Origin of the sequence: Chryseobacterium daecheongense (genome assembly GCA_027920525.1) — a bacterium.
Classification (GTDB): domain Bacteria; phylum Bacteroidota; class Bacteroidia; order Flavobacteriales; family Weeksellaceae; genus Chryseobacterium; species Chryseobacterium proteolyticum.
Map to the genome: position 1 here is coordinate 1,733,919 of CP115858.1, position 20,679 is coordinate 1,754,597.

A 20,679-nucleotide genomic window follows, 5' to 3' on the forward strand; every position below is an offset into this window, starting at 1 on the left:
TTATAAAATAAAAAAATATGAAGTGGATTCTTGAGCTAGTACTTACAGCTATTATTCTTTTCTTTGTCTGGAATATCCTTAGAAGGCTTTTTTTTAAGACTTTTTACAGTTACCGTTTCAACAATAACAATAATAAACAGCAGCAGGATATACAAAACTCAAAAAAGAATGCAAAGATCAATTGGGACGCAGAAACTGTGGACTACGAGGAAGTAAAAGAAACGAAGGATAAAAGGTAAAAATTCCAAGAAAATAAAAGATAATAACCAGCATGGCGAAAAATAAAAACTTAATTTATATTGCAATTTCATTAGTTGTATTTATAGTTTTAGCATTTTTATATTCCACTCCTGTTTTTACGGGAAAGCAACTTTTCCAGCATGACATTGTTCAGTACCGGGGAGGAGCAAAAGAACTTCTTGATTACAGAGCTAATAATGATAAAGAAACTTACTGGAGTGATTCCATGTTTGGGGGAATGCCTACCTACCAGATGGGTAGCCAGTTTAAGGGGGATATCATAAAAAAAATAGACAGTAATCTGAATTTTCTGCCAAGACCTGTTAACTATCTTTTTTTACTTTTTGCAGGATTTTTCCTTTTGGGAATGGTGGTGGTGAGAAACTGGAAGTACGCTCTGCTGGGGGCTACTTTTTTTGGTCTCTCAACTTATTTTTATATTATCATTGCAGCAGGACATAATGGTAAAGTAAATACGATTGAGTATTTTGCGCCTCTTTTAGCAGGTATATTACTGGTGTACATCAGAAAAAAGTATATTACCGGATTTATCGTAACCACCCTGTTTATGGGACTTCAGATTGCTGCCAACCATCCACAGATGACCTACTATCTGTTCCTTGCATTAGGATTCCTCTTTATATCTGAATTGGTACGGGTTATCAAAAAGAAAACCCCGATGAAGCACTTTATTGTTTCTTCGGCTATTATAGCAGTATCATGTATCATCGGTGTGGGAATGAATTCGCAAAGGATCATGGCCAATTCCGAGTATATTAAAGAAACTGTACGCGGTAAACAAATCTTAAATACAGAAAATCATACTGCCGGAAAATCCGGAATGGATAAAGAGAGTATGCTAATGTGGAGCTACGGAAGACTGGAAACACTGAACCTTTTTATTCCAAGATTAATGGGTGGTGGAAGCCAGGAACCTGAAGCTAAAGAGATAATGAACCACATTCAGGAGATGATTCAGGAAAATGTTTCCTCTCAGGCAGAAATGGACAGAATTTCCAAAGGATTTGCAAGTGTTACGTACTGGGGTGACCAACCCGGAACTTCGGGACCTGCCTATCAGGGAGCTATTGTTTGTTTTTTAGCTATTTTAGGATTCTTTTTTGCCGGAAAAAAATACCGCTACTGGATTTTAGGGGCTTCTATACTGACTATTCTGCTGGCATGGGGAAGCAACTTTATGCCATTGTCGGACTTCTTTATAGACTACGTTCCGTTTTACAATAAATTCAGAGCACCATCTTCCATTCTTGTTATTGTTGAGCTCTTATTCCCGTTAATTGCAATTATTGGTTTGTATAAATTCTTTACAGACGAAAAATTGACAGAAGAATATAAAAAGAAAATTCTTTTTTATGTGAGTGGCGGGACATTAGGTTTGCTATTAATTCTTTTAATTTTTGGAAAGAGCATTCTTGGCTTTGCTACGGACAATGAAAAATTGTATTTCCCTCCTTTTCTATTAGACTATCTGGTAGATGAAAGATTCAAATTATTTAAAGTTGATGCTTTAAAAGCATTTATCTATGTAGCAATAGCTGCTGTGGCTTTATTCCTCACGATGAAGAAAAAGCTAAATCAGAATATCGCATTGGTCATTATAGGTGTTGTAAGCTTATTTGACCTATGGACTGTAAACAAACGCTATCTGAATGACGACAATTATGTAGATAAAGTATTTGCAGAAAATCCTTTTCAGACGGAAAGCTCGGATCTTCTTGCTGAAAAAGTACAGGCAAATCCAAATCTTGGTTCTATTCTGGCCAATGTGAATGTCAACAAAACATTGGAAACCATTGCTGAAAAAGACAAAACACACTACAGGATTTTCAATAACATTCTTGGAACTTTCAGTGAAACGAATACTTCTTATTTCAAATCTTCAATTGGTGGTTATCATGCGGTAAAACTAAGAAGATATGATGATGTGATCAATGAATATTTCCAGATTATGGATTCTGTAAAAGTTCCTAATATGCTCAACCTTTTAAATGCAAAATACTGGGTTGTAGGGGGACCGGAAAAACCTCAGGTCATTCCTAATACAAAAGCTAATGGAAATGCATGGTTCGTATCAGAAGTTAAAGTGGCCAATACCCCGAACGAAGAACTAAAGCTGATCGGAGAGGTTGACACCAAAAAAATTGCAATTGTAGGAAAAGAAGATGGTAAACCTTTTTTAGAAAGAGATAAATTTATCCTACCCGATTCTACAGCATTTATTAATCTAACCAAATATCAGCCTAACGAATTAGAGTTTAAATCTAAATCTAAAACACCACAATTGGCGGTATTCTCAGAAATTTACTATCCTCACGGATGGAAAATGTTTATCGACGAAAAAGAAGTCCCTTATATCAAGGCAGATTATCTTCTTCGTGCGGTTCAGGTTCCTGCAGGGGAACATCATATCAGAATGGTCTTTGAACCTGAAGTGATCGAAAAAGGAAAATGGATTTCTTTATTTTGCTTCGGATTATTTATCGCATTAAGTGCCTTTGGGATTTTCTGGATGAATAAAAAGAAGAAGGAAGCCTTAACCGAGGAAAAAGTTTAAATTATTTTTATACCCGGTCATCTTAATTGCTGGTTAAAAAACATATTAAGATGACCGGCATTGATCTCTGCAATATTTCCATCCATGGAAGAGAAGAAAATCCTTATTATTACTTATTACTGGCCTCCCGCAGGAGGTCCTGGTGTTCAGAGGTGGTTGAAGTTCGCAAAATATTTACCTGATTTTGGGTGGAAACCTATTATTTACACTCCGGAAAATCCGAGTTACCCTTTATTGGATGAAAGCTTGCTGAAAGAAGTTCCAAGAGACCTGAAAATTGTAAAAACAACAATCTGGGAACCTTACCAGCTTGCTGAAAAACTAAATAAAAGTAATAAGAAGTTTAAGGCCGGCCAATTTGATGTAGGCAAGAACCAAAGCTGGAAATCTAAGCTTTCCATTTGGGTAAGGGGAAACTTTTTCATTCCTGATGCAAGAGTTTTTTGGGTAAAACCATCGGTTAAATTCCTGGAACATTATATAAAAGAAAACAAAATTGATTTCATTGTAACTTCAGGTCCTCCCCATTCTTTACATCTTATAGGCTTACAACTTAAAAAGAAGTTTTCCACACTAAAATGGATTGCAGATTTCAGGGATCCATGGACAGAAATCTCCTATTATAAGCATCTAAAACTTACCAAAAGATCTGATCAGAAACACAGAAAACTGGAAAGTGAAGTTTTCAGAAATGCAGACATTACTCTTGCAACCAGTTATACAGATGCTGAAAATTTCCGAAAAAAGGGTGCTAATGCAGTTTGCATTACAAATGGATTCGATGAAAGTGATGCTGTATCTGTTGAACAAAATCTCGAAATTCCACAATCACAGAATACTAAGACCGAGGATAATCAAACACATTTCACCTTGAGCTACATTGGTGTTCTGGAACAGCTTCGTAACCCTGAAAATTTATGGACGGTCCTGGATCATCTTATAGAAACAGATTCATCATTTGCCCAACATTTTATATTAAAATTCGCAGGAAGAATCGATGACAGGATTCTTGAAACCTTAAACAATTCCAGTTTAAAAAAACACATTCATGATTTGGGATACCTTTCTCATGAAAAAGCCATTGAAGAAATGAAATCTTCAGACATGCTTTTAATCACGAATTTTCCTAACGAATCTTCTAAAGGAATTATTCCCGGAAAAATATTTGAATACCTGGCTACCGGCAAACAGATCATTTCGTTTGGTCCTGCCGATGCTGATGTATCAAAAATATTGGATGATACAAATGCAGGAAAGCACTTCAGTTATCAGGATTTGGACAACATAAAAGACTTTATACTTGAAAAATACAAGTTGTGGAAAAAAGGAAATCTTCTCGAAAACACTCAAAATATTGAACAGTTCTCAAGAAGAAATCTTGCAAAAAATTTATCTGAAATATTGGATCAGACAGTCCACTGATCATTAATTACAGCTATTATATAATATTTTCCTTCAAATTCTTCATATACAAAACGAAGAGTCTTCCAGTCCATTTCCCCGTATTTTTCTGTTCCTTTAATATAATTCTCTGTGAAATCATGACCGGGGTAAATTTCTTTTAAATTATTAAGAGAATTTCCTCCTCCCTGAAATTCATTAAAAGAATAAGTGGAATGTGTAAAATCTTTTGAGAAAACCCATTTTTCAAGATAATCCTTTATAGTCTCTTTATACAGTTCTCCTGATCCATCATGAGATCCCCATGTAAACTGCGTTTTCGTTTGAACATACTTTTCAAAGTCGGCTTTGGAAAAATGTTTATCATCTTTAATATCTACAAAAGCATACATAGAAAAACGAATCCCTTTCTGGGGATGGATGAACTCTGAAAATTTCTGATAATCCTTGTTTTTTAAGGCTTGCAGAATTTCATCATTTGTTGTCTTTATGATATCTTTCTTTTCTGCCTCACTCATTTTCGGAACAGCAACAGTGTCAGTTTTCACGTGGCCAGCAGAGTCTGTTGTATTTATGGTAGGATTTGCTGTATTCTTTTTACAAGCTACAAGGCTTATGATCAATAATAGTGGAATGAATAACTTCTTCATCTTTTTTAATGTTAATTACAGAAAATCACCAAAACTAATGCCAGAAAAATAAGTAAATTTGTTATATGGAAGTTTTAGATATCCTCATTATCGGAGGAGGACCTATCGGATTGAATTGTGCCTTAGAGGCGCAAAAAAACAATCTCTCTTACATCATTATCGAAAAAGGAACAATTGTCAACTCCCTGTACAATTATCCTTTGTATATGCGTTTTTTTTCTACAGCTGAAAAACTGGAAATTGCCGAAATTCCGTTTATATCAGCGGCCCCTAAACCAGGCAGGCAGGAAGCTCTGGAATATTACCAGGGAATCACGAGACAGAAGAACCTCAACATTCGTCTTTATGAAAAAGTAATCAGAGTTTCTAAAAAAAATGAGATTTTTGAGATTGAATCTTCCAAATCCATATACTATGCAAAGAATGTGATCATTTCAACCGGATTTTACGACATCCCTAACCTGATGAATATTCCCGGAGAAGACTTACAGAAAGTCAGACATTACTATTCCGAACCTTATCCGTATGCCAAGCAAAAGATTGTTGTTGTAGGTTCAAGCAATTCAGCTGTAGATGCCGCGCTGGAAACATACCGCAAGGGCGCGGAGGTTACCATGATCATACGCCAATCCGAAATATCGAAAAGTGTAAAATATTGGGTAAAACCCGATATTGAAAACAGGATTGCAGAAGGAAGTATTACCGCTCATTTTAATTCTGAATTGGTAGAAATCAAAGAACATAGTGTTGTATTTAAAGATAAAAACGGAGAGATCAATGAAATTCAAAATGACTTTGTTCTCGCTATGACCGGATATCTGCCGGACTTTGGTTTCCTGATCATTGCAGGAATTGAGCTACAGGGAGAATGTCTCAATCCTGTATACGACCCTGAAACCATGGAAACAAATATTCAAAACCTCTATCTTGCAGGCGTGGTTTGTGGTGGAAAAGACACTCATTTATGGTTTATTGAAAACTCAAGGATCCACGCTGATATGATTATAAAGAATATCCTAAAAACAAGGGAAAATTAATAGCTTAAATTTTCGGCAATATTTCAAAAGTCAGCCTTTACACCCAAAATAAAATTCCGTCGGGCAGCAGGATTATAAAAACGATTTCCAAAAGCATTGGTATCAAATCCCAAAACATAATCTGTATTGTAAAGATTTTGAATCTGAAGGTATACGTTCAGCTTAGTCTTTTCAAAATAGACGGGAATTCCCAATTGTATATTTCCAACGATACTAGATTCAGACCAGACAGAATTGGCGTCATTTAAAGGAATCTTCGAAGTATAGAAATGAGAATAATCTACAGAAACTTTCCTTAACACAATAAAATTAAATAAACTGCTTATCGTAGTTGACGGAACACCCGTTACATCATTTCCGGAAAAATTTTGATTTCCCTGCGCATAATTTTCAAACCTGAACCGGTAAAAACTACCTGAAAATCTGAACTTAAACCTGTTAAAAATAGTATTATTTACATTAAAGCCTTTTGATTCTATCAAGACTTCTATCCCTCTTTGCTTGATATTTCCCTGATTAATAAAAAACTCTTCGCCTTTCTCATTCTGTCTCCTTACAATAGCATCCATCATCCGAAAATCGAAATAGTTTCCTTCCAGAAATAAAAAATTACCGAACTGCTGACGGATCCCAATTTCCTTATTCCATCCATATTCAGGAACAAGGTCCAGATTAAATTCCTGATTAGAAGAACGGATTTCTTCATTAGTAGGTGCTGAATTTCCTTTCCCGATCTTAGCTCTTACTGAAAGTCCTTTTTCCAAAACATAAGTAAGCCCGATATTGGGAAGCCATTGTTTTCTGAAATGTACTTTTCCACTGCCTGTTCCTGGATAAAGCCTTTCCCATTCATAAGAATTGGCGTTCATGCTAACAGATATATCCGTATATAATCTCTCATTAAAATTTAGTTTCTGGGACAGAAAATAAAATCCGGAAGTATTCTTAATGTTATCAAAATTTTGAAAGTCTTTTTTTATTCCCTTAATATTGTCATAGTTTCTGACCATTATCGAATTACTACCTCCTTCAAATCCTAAGCGCCATTCTGCTGTAATCTTGTTCCAGTGTTCTTCATAATTGAGGTGTGTCCTTATGGCAAAGTTTTTTTCAAACCTCCTTTCATAATTGGTAATAAAAGGATTTGAAAAATCTACATAAGAGCCCTGCAACATTATAAAATGGGAAAATTTAGGACTCAAGCTGAATTGATTTGAAACACCTGCCAGTAACATTTTATTCCGTATGCCTGCGTCTTGTTCCACAGCACCAGGAAGTGTGGATGTTGCCGGCCTTGCCTGTTTCCTATCTCTTTGCATCTGCTCTAAAGTAAGTCCTCCGGGAGTTTGGTAGTCCAGATCTGAAAACAGAACCATCGCATTCATTGTCGCTTTCTCACTATATTGAAATCGGTCTTTTAAAAAAAATTGTTTTCTTTCGATGGCTGATTGCTCACGGTAAGAATCACTCCGATAATAATTTTGAAAAACTTCGAGAAAATGTTTTCCAAGCTGTTTTGAAAAATCAAAGCTTTGATTCAATGTTCCGTAACTGCCTATTGAAATATTTGCTGATGTATTTTCCGAAGACCTCGTTTTAAGAAGAAGGGTTCCTCCTGTAGCTGCACCATAATCTCCACCCTCCGGTCCTTTGTAGATCTCCATCCTGTTAATAAGTTCAGGAGAAATAATGTTAAAATAGGTATTTCCCGATGCGTCAGAAAGGATAAAATCATCAAGATATACTTTAATATTACGTACCCCAAATGGAGACCTCAGCGTACTGCCACGAACAGAAATCCTGTAACTTCCCGGGGAACGCTCTTCCATTCTTGCTCCGGCAATTTGATTGACCGATTCCAGAAGCCGTTCGGGTGTATTCTGGCTCAAAAGATCTTGAGTAATGACAGCAACAGATTTTGTCGAACGTAAGTATGAAGATGGTTTTTTATAGGCATCAATTTTGACTTCCGAAATCAATTCAGCAGAATCTCTTATTTGGGAAGAGAAAAATGAACTGCAAATGATAAAGAATAAAAAACTGATCCTCACCATTCTACAAATCTAATAAATGATTTCTTAATCAGCCTCTTCTTTCGACTTTTTTTCAGATAACATCCATGGAACAATAAAATAAAAAGCAACTGCAATAAGAGCAGCAAGGGTTCCTGTTCCTAACCATAAAACCTTAAATCCCAGTTTCTCTGCAATCAAAGTTCCTACATAGGGAGTAACAATAAAAGCTATAGAAAATGATATCCCGTTCAATCCCATATAAGCACCTTTATTATTAGAACCTGACCTTAAAGCTGTAATCGTAGACATAAAAGGTAAAGTCCAAATTTCACCGACGCATAGCATTGTCATGGAAATAAGCAACGTTAGCATTGTGTAATCAAAAGCAAGCATCGCGTATGAAAATCCACAGAGCAAAGTTCCTACCAGCATCGTGATTCCCAAGGTAAAATATTTCTCAGCAATCTGAACAAAAGCCATTTCAAGCAATACAATCAAGAAACCGCTATATCCTAAAAGATATCCTATATGTTCCTGGCTAAGGTGAGCTGTATCCTTATAAAATATCGTAAGTGTGCTGAAAAGCTGGAAAAAACATATCGCAAACAACATACAGAAGAAACAATACAGCAGAAACTTTCCGTCCCGGTAAGGAGATCCTTCTTTAACATGAACGGTGCTTTTTTTCATGTTTTGGGCTTTCCTCAGGGCTAATGTATTTCTCTTTTTAAAGAACACAATATAGGTGATACCAGCTATTAATGCAGCCAAGGCATTACTGTAAAAAAGAAATTCATAAGAAATGGCCGATAAAATACCTCCTAAAGCCGGTCCTATAGAAAACCCCAGATTCACGGCCATTCTGTTTAAGGAAAATGCCCGGGTAATATTTTCAGGTCTTGCATATTTGGTGATTGCTACCGAATTGGCAGGACGAAACGTTTCACTTACGATACTTTGTGCAAGGATAATCCCCGCTAATCCCACCTCGGTCGTAAAAAGAGGAATCATACAAAACAAAGGTACGCTCAGGAGCAAACTTAGACTTTGAACTCTATACTCTCCGATCTTATCCGTGATCATTCCTCCCAGCCATGAACCCAATACCGACCCAATTCCAAAAAAACTCAAAACAACACCTGAGTTCTCTATGCTGAAATGTAAATGCGCAGTCATATACACTCCTAAAAATGGGAGTACCATTGATCCGGCACGATTGATGAGCATTACCAACGCCAGCATCCAGCTTTCTTGAGACAGTCCTTTAAAAGAACTAGTATAGATCTTAATTAATTTCACGGGAATAAATTCTTGGGAACGGTTTTCGAAGACACAAAATTAGGCAAATTAAGTCAGAGCATGGTCCTTAAATTTATTTTCTCTGAAAAATAATTGAATCCCCGATTGCAGGAACCATTCAATATAAAAATAATTCAATTGATAATCCCACGGGTTCCTTTACAAATTTTGTAAATTGCAGATAAACCTTGTTGAACAAATACGAATGTAAATCAACAATTTTTCACTATCCAAATTAATTCCATTATTAATGACCACCAAAACAAAATTGTATGAATTTTAAAAATGTAACTGTTGCGGGCAGTGGTGTATTGGGATACCAAATCGCTTTCCAGGCAGCTTTCCATGGTTTTAATGTAACCGTTTATGATATCAGTGACGAAATTTTAGAAAAGGCAAAGGAAAAATTCAATATACTCAATGAAGCTTTTACAAAAGACTTAAAAGCAACAAAAAACCAGCTGGACACAGCATTCAAAAATCTTACTTACACATCTGACCTGGCAGCATCTGTACAAAATGCAGACCTTTTGATAGAAGCCGTACCCGAAAACCCGAAAATTAAAATCGCGTTTTACAGGAGTGTAGCAAAATTAGCTCCTGAAAAAACCGTCTTTGCAACGAATTCGTCATCATTACTACCCAGTCAGTTTGCTAAAAAAACAGGAAGACCGGAAAAGTTTATTGCACTACATTTTGCCAATGAAATCTGGAAACATAACACAGCAGAAGTTATGGGACATCCGGGGACCTCTTCTAAAGTGTTTGATGATATCATGGAATTTGCAAAAGCCATTGGAATGGTCGCATTACCTATTTATAAAGAACAACCCGGCTATATTGTCAACTCATTGTTGATGCCGTTACTAAGTTCCGCATTGGAATTATGGGTAAATAAAGTATCAGATATCAAAACTATTGATAAAACATGGATGGTGGCCACCGGAGCACCAATGGGTCCTTTTGGGATACTGGATGTTGTAGGCATTACTACCGTTTATAATATTAATAAAATTGCAGCAGATTCTTCAAGGTCACCTGTAATGCTTAAAATATCAAAAAAATTAAAAAAGGAATATATTGATAAAGGAAAATTAGGTGTCGTAAGCGGTAAAGGCTTTTACAACTATCCCAATCCGGCGTACGGGAAAAAAAATTTCCTGAAGTAGTTTCTCTCGTTCTTATCCGGATAAAACAATAATAAAAAACAGGATCTATTTTGTAGATCCTGTTTTTTTATATGATAAGAAACTTATTCTGGTTTATAAGAATCTTTCAGTGTCACGGTACGGTTAAATACCAGGTTCCCTTCAGTCGAATCCTGATCTTTCGTAAAATATCCGATTCTCTGGAATTGAAGCGGCTCTCCTACTGCAACATCTTTAAGGCCCGGCTCCGCAAAACCTTGAATAACAGAAACAGATTCAGGGTTCACAAAGTCAAGGAAGTCCACATCTTTTTCTGCATCAGGTTGCTCAACGGTAAATAGCTGATCATAAATTCTTACCTCCACCGGAATTGCATGGTTTGCTGATACCCAATGTAAGGTTCCTTTTACTTTTCTCAAGCTTTCTTCTGTTCCGCTTCCTGACTTGCTCTTTTCATCATACGTTGCATAGATGGTCGTAATCTCTCCGTTTTCATCTTTCTCTACTCTTTCAGCTTTGATGATATATGCAGATTTCAAACGAACTTCACCTCCTAATTTTAACCTGAAGAATTTATTATTTGCTTCTTCTTTAAAGTCTTCACGTTCAATATATAGTTCTCGTGAGAAAGGAATTTCTCTCGTTCCGGCATTTTCCTGCTCCGGATTGTTTTCAGTCTCCAACCACTCTTCTTTACCTTCCGGATAGTTTTCAATCACTAATTTTACAGGATCAACTACGGCCATAACACGTTTAGCTACTTTATTCAGGTCCTCACGAACGCAGAAATCCAATAGCTGAATCTCAATAAGATTTTCTCTTTTGGCTACTCCTACTTTTTCAATAAAATTCCTAATGGATGTAGGGGTAAATCCTTTTCTTCGCATTCCTGAAATTGTAGGCATTCTTGGATCATCCCATCCTGTTACTACTTTTTCAGCAACTAATCTCTGTAGCTTTCTTTTGGATGTAATCATATAGGATACATTCATCCTTGCAAATTCTCTCTGCTTCGGAGCTACTTTAGGCTTTTCATATACCTGATCCAGATACCAGTTATATAATGGTCTGTGATTTTCAAACTCCAAAGAACATAAAGAATGTGATACTTGTTCTAAATAATCTGACTCTCCATGAGCCCAGTCATACATCGGATAGATTTTCCAGTCTGTTCCTGTTCTGTGGTGAGGTCTTTTCAGAATTCTGTACATTACAGGATCACGCATATTCATATTAGGAGAAACCATATCAATTTTTGCACGAAGAGACATCGTACCTTCTTCAAACTCTCCGTTTTTCATTCTCTCGAATAAATCCAGAGATTCTTCAACAGGACGGTTTCTGAAAGGGCTTTCCACTCCGGGTTCAGTTGGATTTTTTCTTTGTTCTGTAATCACTTCAGACGGTTGCTCGTCCACATATGCTTTTCCTTCTTTGATTAATCTTACGGCCCAGTCATAGAGCTGCTGGAAGTAGTCAGATGCGTACAATTCTTTATCCCATTTGAAACCTAGCCATTCTACATCTTTTTTAATAGAATCTACAAATTCCTGTTCTTCTTTTTCAGGATTTGTATCGTCGAAACGAAGGTTTACAGGAGCGTTGTATTTTTCTCCCAGTCCAAAGTTGATGCAGATGGCTTTGGTGTGCCCTACATGTAAATAACCATTTGGTTCTGGGGGAAAACGGAAACGGATTTGATCTCTGTTCAAACCATTTGCCAAATCATCTTCTATAATTTGTTCAATAAAATTGAGCGATTTTTTTTCTTCTTCCATTATTTAATTAAAAGTTAAAAGTTATATTTTAAATATAACCCATTCGCAAATTTAGCGAAAATTTAGGGTTTATGAAAGGGCTGATTTAAAAGCATATTGACTAAAAATCCAATATTTTTTCCGAAATTTATACCACTAAAACCTATCACAAAATCATTATGGCTGTTTATATCTTAAGTAACAGGAAGATCGTCCGTCATAAAAACGAAACCGTTGATTCATTTTCCAATGATGAATATTCCATTCCTAATTTCAGAATCGCAAAATGTGATTTTACCAATTATAAGGAACCAACTGCTCAGGAAAAGAGAAAAAAAAATTACACCAACAGGAATATATTAAATTATCAGCTTTTTTCAGAACCTGAAAAACAAGGATACCAGGAAGTTCTTGATGTTTTATTAAGAGAAAAAAATATCAAAAAATCAAAAATTACAGCCGATAACCTGGGGGGAACCCAAAGGATGTTTTATGAATTGTATAAAAACATGTCTTCTACCAAATCCAGAAGTGACGTTTTAATATTTATCCATGGTTATGCCTACGATTTCGACGATGAACTGGAAGCTATTATTGATCTGAAAAAACTGTTTATCGATAGTCCGGAATCTCCAGTTGAGCATATCCTGTTTGTGAGCTGGCCGGCTTCAAGCAGTATTGTTCCGCTTACCTACTTTGACGATAAAGCATCCAGCATTAATTCCGGAACCTCATTAATGAGGCTGTTCTATTTTTACACTCAGTTCCTAAAGGATATTTTTTCCAACCGGGATTTAGCTCCATGTAACCAGAGAATTCATCTGATGGCTCATTCCTTGGGAAACAGGGTGCTTCAAAGTATGCTGTACAGTCTTAAAAGCGAAAATATTCTAAGAGTAATTGATCAGGTTCTTTTATTGAATGCTGATGTAACCTATAAAGTATTTGAAGACTCTGAAGACTCCTTTAACAAACTTCCTTTGCTTGCCAATCGTGTTTCAATTTATTTAAACCGAAAAGATGCCGTTCTAGGAATTTCCCAGTTTACCAAAAATATTCTCACTCCGAGATTGGGAAAAAACGGCCCCAGTGATATTGAAAAATTTAAAGATATTGTGTCTATTGTAGACTGTACCTTTATTGAGAACGACCTCAAAGATGGTTTAAAATTTGAGCTTGGAAACCACTGGGGATATCTCTCTAGTTCACAGGTACAAAATGACATTTTCCAGACCCTGAACGGAGTTGATAGAAACCTCATTACCAATAGAATAAGCAATTATGAAAATATTTTCACAATTGTATCAAAATAGTGACTTATACAAAATTAACAATAAAATAACAGAACAATAATTGCGAAAAATTCAATTTGGCACGAAGATTGCTTATATCTAAAGATAGAGAATTAATTAAAATTTCCGGTCATGAAAAAGTTTAAAGAAAAGGTTTCTATTTTAATAGAAAACATCAAAAAAACGATTTTCATAAATGATGAAGTTTAATCAATGTACACCAACAGAAAAATAACACAATTTCATGTTGAAATCATGCTTTAAAAAGCAAGCGTTCCCCAATTAGTTCCAAATGATTGTCAAAATTATTAGTAAATAAGCCTCCGGTTCCTAAACCTTGAGGCATTTTACTATTTTTAGTATAGGTATACTGGGCTATTGCATTTAATCCTATATTACTTTCCAGCGCCGAAGTTATCCACCATCCTATATTATTTTGTTCTGCAAGAGAAATCCATTCGTCAGATCCCGAAAAACCTCCAATCAAAGACGGTTTAAGAATAATATATTGCGGTTTAATTGCTTCCAGTAGTTTATTCTTTTCGCCGGTATCAACAATTCCGATCAATTCCTCGTCCAGGGCAATTGGTGTTGGTGTATCGCTGCACAATATGGCCATATCATTCCAATTTCCAGCCTTAATAGGTTGTTCTATAGAATGAATATGCAAATCCGATAGCTGTTTTAAAACAGTCTTTGCTTCTTGTGTATTGAATCCTCCATTCGCATCAACCCGCAATTCCAAACTGCTTTCCGGAAATTTCTTTCTCAATTTTTTCAGCACTTCATGTTCGGATTCCCAATCAACCCCTATTTTCAATTTAATGCAATGGAAACCTTTTTCAAGTTTTTCCCGGATCTGTTCTTCCATAAACCCGACATCTCCCATCCAGATCAGCCCATTGATGGTAATGGGAACCTGCCCCTGTGTAAATTGACTGGGAAAATAAAGATGTCCCCCATTCTTTAAATTAAGGATAGCCTGCTCGTATCCAATCCAGATGGATGGAAATTCTATTAACTCTTCTCTTAAGAATTCAGGAGTCTGCCTGATATTCTCACAAAGCCATTTGAGTTTTTCTTCATAATCTGGTCTGTCATCAAAGCTTAGCCCTCTGAAAACGGCACACTCTCCCACTCCCTTTCTATCATTTTCGGAAATTTCAAGAATAAAAGTTTCTTTTTCATGCAAAACGCCACGAGATGTTCCACTCGGGCGTTTGAATTTTAATAAATATCTGAAGTATTTTGCGATCATTTATTTCACATTATCTATTCGCATAAATTCCTCTGCTTTTTCTACCATAGCAACACTTCCACAGAAAAATGGAATTCTCTGATGAAGCTCTGTAGGCTCAACTTCCAGAATTCTTCTGAATCCATCCGTTGCTTTTCCCCCAGCCTGCTCAGCAAGGAATGCCATAGGATTACATTCATAAAGCAGCCTTAGTTTACCATTAGGAGCTTGTGAATAAGAAGGATAAATATAAATCCCTCCTTTCAGCATATTTCTATGGAAATCAGCAACAAGAGAACCAATATATCTTGATGTGTAAGGGCGGTCACCTTCTTCCATCTGACAATATTTCAGATAGTTTTTAACTCCCTGAGGGAATTTGATATAGTTTCCTTCGTTGATAGAATAAATTTTCCCCGTTGCCGGAAATTTCATATTAGGATGAGAAAGATAATAAGTACCCAGTGAAGGATCCAAAGTAAATCCGTTCACTCCGTTTCCGGTGGTATATACAATCATTGTAGAAGATCCGTAAATTACATAACCTGCTGCAATCTGGTTCACTCCTTTCTGAAGGAAATCTTCTAACTGAACAGGTGTGCCCGGCTCAGAAACCCTTCTGTAAATAGAAAAAATAGTTCCTACAGAAACATTCACATCAATATTTGAAGAACCATCAAGAGGGTCAATCAAAACTACATACTTGCTAAGATGCCCATTTCCTACACATTTAATATCAATAAAATCATCATTTTCTTCGGAAGCAATTCCACAAACTACCTCTCTTTGCGATAATGCCGTGATGAATATCTCATTAGCAAGGACATCCAGCTTCTGCTGCTCTTCCCCCTGAACATTCTCATTACCTGCTTTTCCAATGATATCTGCAATTCCTGCTTTATTTACTTCTCTGTTTACAACTTTTGAAGCCAATCTTATAGCACTTAGAAGTCGGGAAAGTTCCCCTGTAGAATACTGAAAATCTTCTTGTTTATCTATAATAAATTCTCCTAAAGTCTGCAACGATTGATCTGACATATTTTACTTTTTACGATTTGCCCAAATTTCGTAAAATTTATTACAATCTAAAAAAAATTCTTTCAAAAGCCATTACAATCTGTATATCAAATACATACAACATAACAAACATAACATATTGTCTTTAACCTTTATATAATTGATTCCCGTTTTCGCTCCCAGCTAAATTTCATCAATTCACACTATTATTAACAATATAGCATCATTACGTCGAGATAATATTAATAAATCTGGAATAATATTGCATAAAATCCATTCATCTTATCATTTATCATAAAAATCTTTATCTCATCCTACCCTTCGGGTATTTCATATCTCATTGTAAATTTATAATTTTGACCTCCGTAAAAAACTCAACTATTTTTTATCTAACAATTTTATTTTTAATATTTTAATGAAAATTTTCAAGTTTGGTGGAGCATCTGTAAAAGATGCTGAAAGCGTAAAGAATGTGTCAATGGTTTTAAAAAGCCAGGGATTTGCCAAATGTTTGCTGGTAATTTCAGCAATGGGCAAAACGACGAATGAATTGGAAAAGGTTGTGGAGCTTTATTTCAAGAAGGAAAACTATCAAACTGAAATTAAGATTATTAAACAGAAACATATTGAAATTGCTGAAGGGCTTTTTCAGGAAAATCATCCTGTATTTGCAGAAATCAATTTATTTTTTGACGACCTTGACTCTTTTTTAAGAAGAAATAAATCGCCTAATTACAATTTCGTTTACGATCAGGTGGTAAGCTGTGGAGAAATGATTTCTACAAAAATAGTAAGTGAATATCTGAATGAAATACAGTTTATCAATCAATGGCTGGATGCCAGAGATTATATTAAAACAGATAATTCTTACAGGGATGGTAATGTAGACTGGAAAAAAACAGAGGAATTTATTTCTACCCTGAATTCTGAAATTTGTTATGTAACGCAAGGATTTATTGGATCCGATGAAAATAACTTCACGGTAACATTAGGAAGAGAGGGTTCAGATTATTCTGCTGCTATTTTTGCTTATTGTATGAATGCAGAGGCAATGACCATATGGAAAGATGTACCGGGCGTAATGACAGGGGACCCGAGAAAATTTAAGGATGTTACCCTTCTTTCCAATATTTCATATGAAGAAGCAATCGAAATGGCTTATTACGGAGCGAGTGTAATTCACCCGAAAACTCTTCAACCACTACAGCAAAAAAGTATTCCTTTCTACGTAAAATCTTTTGTAGATCCTACAAAAGAAGGAACAAAAGTAGGAGCTTCAGAAAAAAACCAGCACGAAGAAACATATATTTTAAAAGAAAATCAGAATCTTTTAAAAATATCTACAAGGGATTTTTCATTTATTGCAGAAGATCACATGAGTCAAATCTTCAGTCTTTTGTCAAGACATAAAATTAAAGTTTCCTTGATGCAGAATTCTGCAATTTCACTAGCTTTATGTTTGGAAGATAAATTCAATGCAATTGATGAGCTGAATGAAGAACTACAGAAAGATTTCAGAACTGATGTAGTTAAAAATGTATCCTTATTCACTGTAAGAAATGCGAAGATGGATAACATTGACAAATTTTACCAGGAAAAAAGTGTATTATTGGAACAGATTTCAAAGAATACGCTTCAGATGGTAACACAATAAATATAATTGCGACTAAACACATATGAGCTTAATTTCGAAAAACGATTTAATCCAGGCTTCCGGCTTAAGTAAAATAGGGTTCCTAAAGAATCCTGTGGCATCTGCTATCATGAGCGTTGCTAAAATAAATGAAGTCAATAAACTATATGATAAACTAAAAGACAAGGAAGGTAAAGACTTTTTCGATTCATTTGTGAGGGAAAGAAACTTAAGCTATATTGCTTTTGAAGAAGATTTGGCTAAAATTCCCAAAACAGGTCCATTTATTTTGGTATCCAATCATCCTCTTGGAGCAATTGATGGGATATTGATGTGTAAAATATTAACAGAAGTGCGTCCGGATTTCAAAGTAATGGGTAATTTTCTACTGGAGAAAATAAAACCAATGGAACCGTATGTAATTTCTGTAAATCCATTTGAAAACAGAAAAGGTGCTTACAGCAGCTCTTCCGGAATGCGTGAAACTTTAAAACATCTTGAAAACGGAGGATGTGTAGGTATTTTTCCAGCTGGTGAGGTTTCCAATAAAAACAATCCTTATAGTGAGATTTTGGATAAGGAGTGGGAAAAGCCCGCTCTAAAACTGATCAAAATGGCAAAAGTACCGGTTGTGCCCATGTATTTTCATGCAAAAAACAGTACTTTATTTTATCAGGTCGCTAAGATCCATGCTAATTTACAAACCCTGATGTTACCATCAGAAATGATGAATGACAGGGAAAAACCTATCCGTATCAGAATCGGTAAACCGATTGCGGTAAAGGCGATGGATGAAATGGAGACCATCGAAGAACTGGGTGAGTTTTTAAAGCGTAAGGTTTATATGATGAAATCTTACTACGAAAAGCGAAAATCATTAGCGCAGGTTATCAACCTGCAAAACCTATCGTTAAAATTCCCTTTACTTAAAGAAGAAAATATTGTACAGAATATTATTGATGAAACTCCCAAAGAAAATATTCTTTCTGACATCAATAAGCTGAGAGGTACGGATAAAATGCTTTTCAGTAATGGCAATTACGAAATCTATTTTACAACCTACGAAGAAATTCCTTCCGTAATGAGGGAAATAGGCAGACAAAGGGAACTTACATTCCGTGCTGTAGGAGAAGGCAGCAATCTCCCTTTTGATCTTGATGAATATGATAAACATTATCACCATCTTTTTCTTTGGGACAATACGGCAGAGACACTTGTCGGAGCTTACAGGATGGCTTTAGGTAAAGATGTCATGAAGAAATATGGTATCAAAGGATTCTATACCAGTTCACTTTTTGAATTTGAACAGGATATCCATCCGTTCTTCAAAAAGGTTATTGAAATGGGGAGAGCCTATATCTGCCAGGAATATCAACAGAAACCTCTTCCACTTTTTTTATTGTGGCGGGGAATTGTTCATGTGTGCCTGAGAAATTCTGATCATAAGTTCCTGATGGGTGGCGTGAGTATTTCCAATAAATTCTCCGAATTTTCAAAGTCTTTAATGATTGAGTTCATGCGCTCAAATTATTATGACGGAGCCGTTGCCCAATACATCACTCCAAGAAACGAATACAAGGTAAAGCTTAGGGACCGCGACAAAAATATCTTTTTCGAAGAGATGGAATCCGATCTTAATAAGCTTGACAAAATCATTGATGATCTTGAACCGGAATTAAGATTACCTGTTCTGATCAAAAAATACATAAAGCAAAACGCAAAAGTAATCGCATTCAATGTGGATCCAAACTTCAATGATGCCATTGATGGACTAATGTATATTCGAATCAGTGATCTTCCGGAAAGCACGATTAAGCCGGTATTGGAAGAAATGAGTGAACAAATCAGGAAAGAGCAGGAAAATAATCCGGCTGAGAATCAGTAGGTTTTTGTTATTCACAGAAAAAAAATGCCTTAATACTTGCGTCATATACTAAAACTTACTACTTTTGCATCACTTTAAAACAACGAAGTAAGACAAACAAAAATATAATGGTTTCTTAGCTCAGTTGGTAGAGCAATGGATTGAAAATCCATGTGTCCCTGGTTCGATTCCTGGAGAAACCACAAACCACCTTTTATAAGGTGGTTTTTGTTTTTATCTAATGCTCAGTTTTTAGTATTCTGAAGTATATCGTTTCCCCCTATAATGATTCCTTCCAGAAATAAAGGGGAAATTTTACTGATTTCATATCTTGATCAAAATATGGCATTAAGATTGAGCTTGTAAAGTTTGAACAGAAGGTTTGAAGTGTTGTTCTTGAAACCAGTAAGCTTCCCAAAAAATCCATCAACCCATTTTGAATATAAATCTAATTATTTGGTGTCAATAATTGAGAATTTGTAAATAGTTGAATGTTTATATACACTTCTAGGAGTTAGTACTGGTGATGGAAAATGAGATTGATTAATTGCGTCGGGAAAGTTTTGCGTTTCCAAACAAAACGACTCTCTTTCCTGGTATATGTGATCCTCTTTTCCTTTTTCGTTTTTTATCCAATTGGCAGTATATAATTGTAAGCCCGGCATAGTGGTAAATACTTCCATTTTTCTACCCGACCCTGGCTCTATAGCGGTAGCTACTAAATCTAAACTATATATACCGTGTTTTAAAACAAAATTATGATCATATCCATTAGCAATAGCAAGTTGATCGTGATCACTATTAATTCTGTCTCCAATACATGTCAGGGAGGTAAAATCAAACGGGGTATTTTTTACAGTTAAGATCTCACCCGTTGGTTCATGATTTTTTGTAAGAGGAGTGTAAAAATCAGCCTCGATCTGCAAGTGGTGGTTATTTATTGTTCCACTACCTTCTCCTGCCAAATTAAAATAAGAGTGATTCACAAGGCTGAGTATAGTTTCCTGATCTGTTGTTCCTGAATAATCTAATCTTAATTCATTATTTTCATTAATAGAATAGGTTACTGTTACAGTTACTGTACCCGGATAACCCTCATCCCCGTCAGGAGAAGTATATTGAAAGGTCACTTTTGAGGCGGAAGTCTCTTTAACATCCCATATTTTCTTATCAAAACCAATCAAACCACCGTGCAAATGATTACTCCCATCGTTAACTGTTAATGAGTATTTTTTTCTGTTTAATGTAAATTTTCCTTTTTTGATACGATTAGCATATCGACCACAAATAGCTCCTTGATAAAGTTTATTATTATCAATATATTCTTGTGCCGTATTATATCCTTGTACCACATCTGTCAATTTCCCCTCTTTATCTTTAACATTAATACTAACTATGATTGCACCATAATTAGTTATCTGTACAATCATCCCATTCTTATTTTTCAAAGTGAATAATTGTACTTTCTGATTATTGTGAACTGTATTAAAAGCCACTTCACTGATAATACCCAT

The 20,679-nt window shown here is 35.6% G+C and carries 15 protein-coding genes and 1 tRNA gene; 9 read left to right on the forward strand and 7 right to left on the reverse strand.

Annotated elements, in window-relative coordinates:
- Positions 1-17 precede the first annotated feature (17 nt).
- The 3 genes from PFY10_07615 to PFY10_07625 all read left to right on the forward strand — a co-directional run bounded on the left by PFY10_07615 (position 18) and on the right by PFY10_07625 (position 4,237).
- Positions 18-239 (forward strand): hypothetical protein, encoded by a 222-nt coding sequence (locus PFY10_07615; protein WBV58313.1) that lies wholly within the window; start codon positions 18-20, stop codon positions 237-239.
- A gap of 32 nt (positions 240-271) precedes the next feature.
- The gene (locus PFY10_07620) at positions 272-2,815 is read left to right on the forward strand and encodes a hypothetical protein (protein WBV58314.1); all 2,544 of its coding nucleotides are present in this window, start codon (positions 272-274) and stop codon (positions 2,813-2,815) included.
- Between the two features lie 84 nt (positions 2,816-2,899).
- Positions 2,900-4,237: a glycosyl transferase family 1 gene (locus PFY10_07625; GenBank protein WBV58315.1), complete on the forward strand. Its 1,338-nt coding sequence runs from the start codon at positions 2,900-2,902 to the stop codon at positions 4,235-4,237.
- On the opposite strand, the gene PFY10_07630 is transcribed toward PFY10_07625, so the two are convergent.
- Positions 4,222-4,866, reverse strand: coding sequence for a hypothetical protein (locus PFY10_07630; protein ID WBV58316.1), 645 nt, complete (start codon positions 4,864-4,866; stop codon positions 4,222-4,224). The two genes, PFY10_07625 and PFY10_07630, sit on opposite strands and share 16 nt — an antisense overlap.
- Positions 4,867-4,931: 65 nt before the next feature.
- Here PFY10_07630 and PFY10_07635 point away from each other — a divergent pair, with 65 nt between their 5' ends.
- Positions 4,932-5,903: a YpdA family putative bacillithiol disulfide reductase gene (locus tag PFY10_07635; protein ID WBV58317.1), complete on the forward strand. Its 972-nt coding sequence runs from the start codon at positions 4,932-4,934 to the stop codon at positions 5,901-5,903.
- Between the two features lie 23 nt (positions 5,904-5,926).
- On the opposite strand, the gene PFY10_07640 is transcribed toward PFY10_07635, so the two are convergent.
- Together PFY10_07640 and PFY10_07645 are read right to left on the reverse strand one after the other, a co-directional pair.
- Positions 5,927-7,957 (reverse strand): TonB-dependent receptor, encoded by a 2,031-nt coding sequence (locus PFY10_07640; protein WBV58318.1) that lies wholly within the window; start codon positions 7,955-7,957, stop codon positions 5,927-5,929.
- A 24-nt stretch (positions 7,958-7,981) separates the two neighbouring features.
- A complete protein-coding gene (locus tag PFY10_07645; GenBank protein ID WBV58319.1) occupies positions 7,982-9,217 on the reverse strand; it encodes an MFS transporter in 1,236 nt (411 codons plus the stop codon).
- 272 nt (positions 9,218-9,489) lie between these two features.
- On the opposite strand from PFY10_07645, the gene PFY10_07650 reads away from it, so the two are divergent.
- Positions 9,490-10,386 (forward strand): 3-hydroxyacyl-CoA dehydrogenase, encoded by an 897-nt coding sequence (locus PFY10_07650; GenBank protein ID WBV58320.1) that lies wholly within the window; start codon positions 9,490-9,492, stop codon positions 10,384-10,386.
- Between the two features lie 83 nt (positions 10,387-10,469).
- Here the strand turns inward: PFY10_07650 and PFY10_07655 are convergent, their stop codons facing one another.
- Positions 10,470-12,143 (reverse strand): glutamine--tRNA ligase/YqeY domain fusion protein, encoded by a 1,674-nt coding sequence (locus PFY10_07655; GenBank protein WBV58321.1) that lies wholly within the window; start codon positions 12,141-12,143, stop codon positions 10,470-10,472.
- A gap of 158 nt (positions 12,144-12,301) precedes the next feature.
- Between PFY10_07655 and PFY10_07660 the strand changes: the two genes are divergently transcribed.
- Positions 12,302-13,435 (forward strand): alpha/beta hydrolase, encoded by a 1,134-nt coding sequence (locus PFY10_07660; protein ID WBV58322.1) that lies wholly within the window; start codon positions 12,302-12,304, stop codon positions 13,433-13,435.
- A 232-nt stretch (positions 13,436-13,667) separates the two neighbouring features.
- Here PFY10_07660 and PFY10_07665 read toward each other — a convergent pair whose 3' ends face one another.
- A complete protein-coding gene (locus PFY10_07665) occupies positions 13,668-14,672 on the reverse strand; it encodes an o-succinylbenzoate synthase (GenBank protein WBV58323.1) in 1,005 nt (334 codons plus the stop codon).
- A complete protein-coding gene (gene fbp, locus PFY10_07670) occupies positions 14,673-15,689 on the reverse strand; it encodes a class 1 fructose-bisphosphatase (GenBank protein ID WBV58324.1) in 1,017 nt (338 codons plus the stop codon). It abuts the gene before it with no gap.
- Positions 15,690-16,083: 394 nt separating this feature from the next.
- Between fbp and PFY10_07675 the strand changes: the two genes are divergently transcribed.
- The 3 genes from PFY10_07675 to PFY10_07685 all read left to right on the forward strand — a co-directional run bounded on the left by PFY10_07675 (position 16,084) and on the right by PFY10_07685 (position 19,368).
- A complete protein-coding gene (locus PFY10_07675) occupies positions 16,084-17,322 on the forward strand; it encodes an aspartate kinase (protein ID WBV58325.1) in 1,239 nt (412 codons plus the stop codon).
- Positions 17,323-17,344: 22 nt separating this feature from the next.
- Positions 17,345-19,186, forward strand: coding sequence for a lysophospholipid acyltransferase family protein (locus PFY10_07680; GenBank protein WBV58326.1), 1,842 nt, complete (start codon positions 17,345-17,347; stop codon positions 19,184-19,186).
- A gap of 109 nt (positions 19,187-19,295) precedes the next feature.
- Positions 19,296-19,368: transfer RNA gene (locus PFY10_07685), tRNA-Phe, on the forward strand.
- A 249-nt stretch (positions 19,369-19,617) separates the two neighbouring features.
- On the opposite strand, the gene PFY10_07690 is transcribed toward PFY10_07685, so the two are convergent.
- Complete coding sequence (locus PFY10_07690; GenBank protein WBV58327.1) at positions 19,618-20,679, reverse strand: galactose mutarotase; 1,062 nt, start codon at positions 20,677-20,679, stop codon at positions 19,618-19,620.

Coding starts and splice junctions, on each gene's coding strand:
- PFY10_07655 (WBV58321.1), bottom strand. CDS start 12,143: ATGGAAGAAGAAAAAAAATCGCTCAATTTTATTGAACAAATTATAGAA.
- PFY10_07620 (WBV58314.1), top strand. CDS start 272: ATGGCGAAAAATAAAAACTTAATTTATATTGCAATTTCATTAGTTGTA.
- PFY10_07660 (WBV58322.1), top strand. CDS start 12,302: ATGGCTGTTTATATCTTAAGTAACAGGAAGATCGTCCGTCATAAAAAC.
- PFY10_07650 (WBV58320.1), top strand. CDS start 9,490: ATGAATTTTAAAAATGTAACTGTTGCGGGCAGTGGTGTATTGGGATAC.
- PFY10_07680 (WBV58326.1), top strand. CDS start 17,345: ATGAGCTTAATTTCGAAAAACGATTTAATCCAGGCTTCCGGCTTAAGT.
- PFY10_07665 (WBV58323.1), bottom strand. CDS start 14,672: ATGATCGCAAAATACTTCAGATATTTATTAAAATTCAAACGCCCGAGT.
- PFY10_07625 (WBV58315.1), top strand. CDS start 2,900: ATGGAAGAGAAGAAAATCCTTATTATTACTTATTACTGGCCTCCCGCA.
- PFY10_07635 (WBV58317.1), top strand. CDS start 4,932: ATGGAAGTTTTAGATATCCTCATTATCGGAGGAGGACCTATCGGATTG.
- PFY10_07640 (WBV58318.1), bottom strand. CDS start 7,957: ATGGTGAGGATCAGTTTTTTATTCTTTATCATTTGCAGTTCATTTTTC.
- PFY10_07675 (WBV58325.1), top strand. CDS start 16,084: ATGAAAATTTTCAAGTTTGGTGGAGCATCTGTAAAAGATGCTGAAAGC.
- fbp (WBV58324.1), bottom strand. CDS start 15,689: ATGTCAGATCAATCGTTGCAGACTTTAGGAGAATTTATTATAGATAAA.
- PFY10_07615 (WBV58313.1), top strand. CDS start 18: ATGAAGTGGATTCTTGAGCTAGTACTTACAGCTATTATTCTTTTCTTT.
- PFY10_07630 (WBV58316.1), bottom strand. CDS start 4,866: ATGAAGAAGTTATTCATTCCACTATTATTGATCATAAGCCTTGTAGCT.
- PFY10_07690 (WBV58327.1), bottom strand. CDS start 20,679: ATGGGTATTATCAGTGAAGTGGCTTTTAATACAGTTCACAATAATCAG.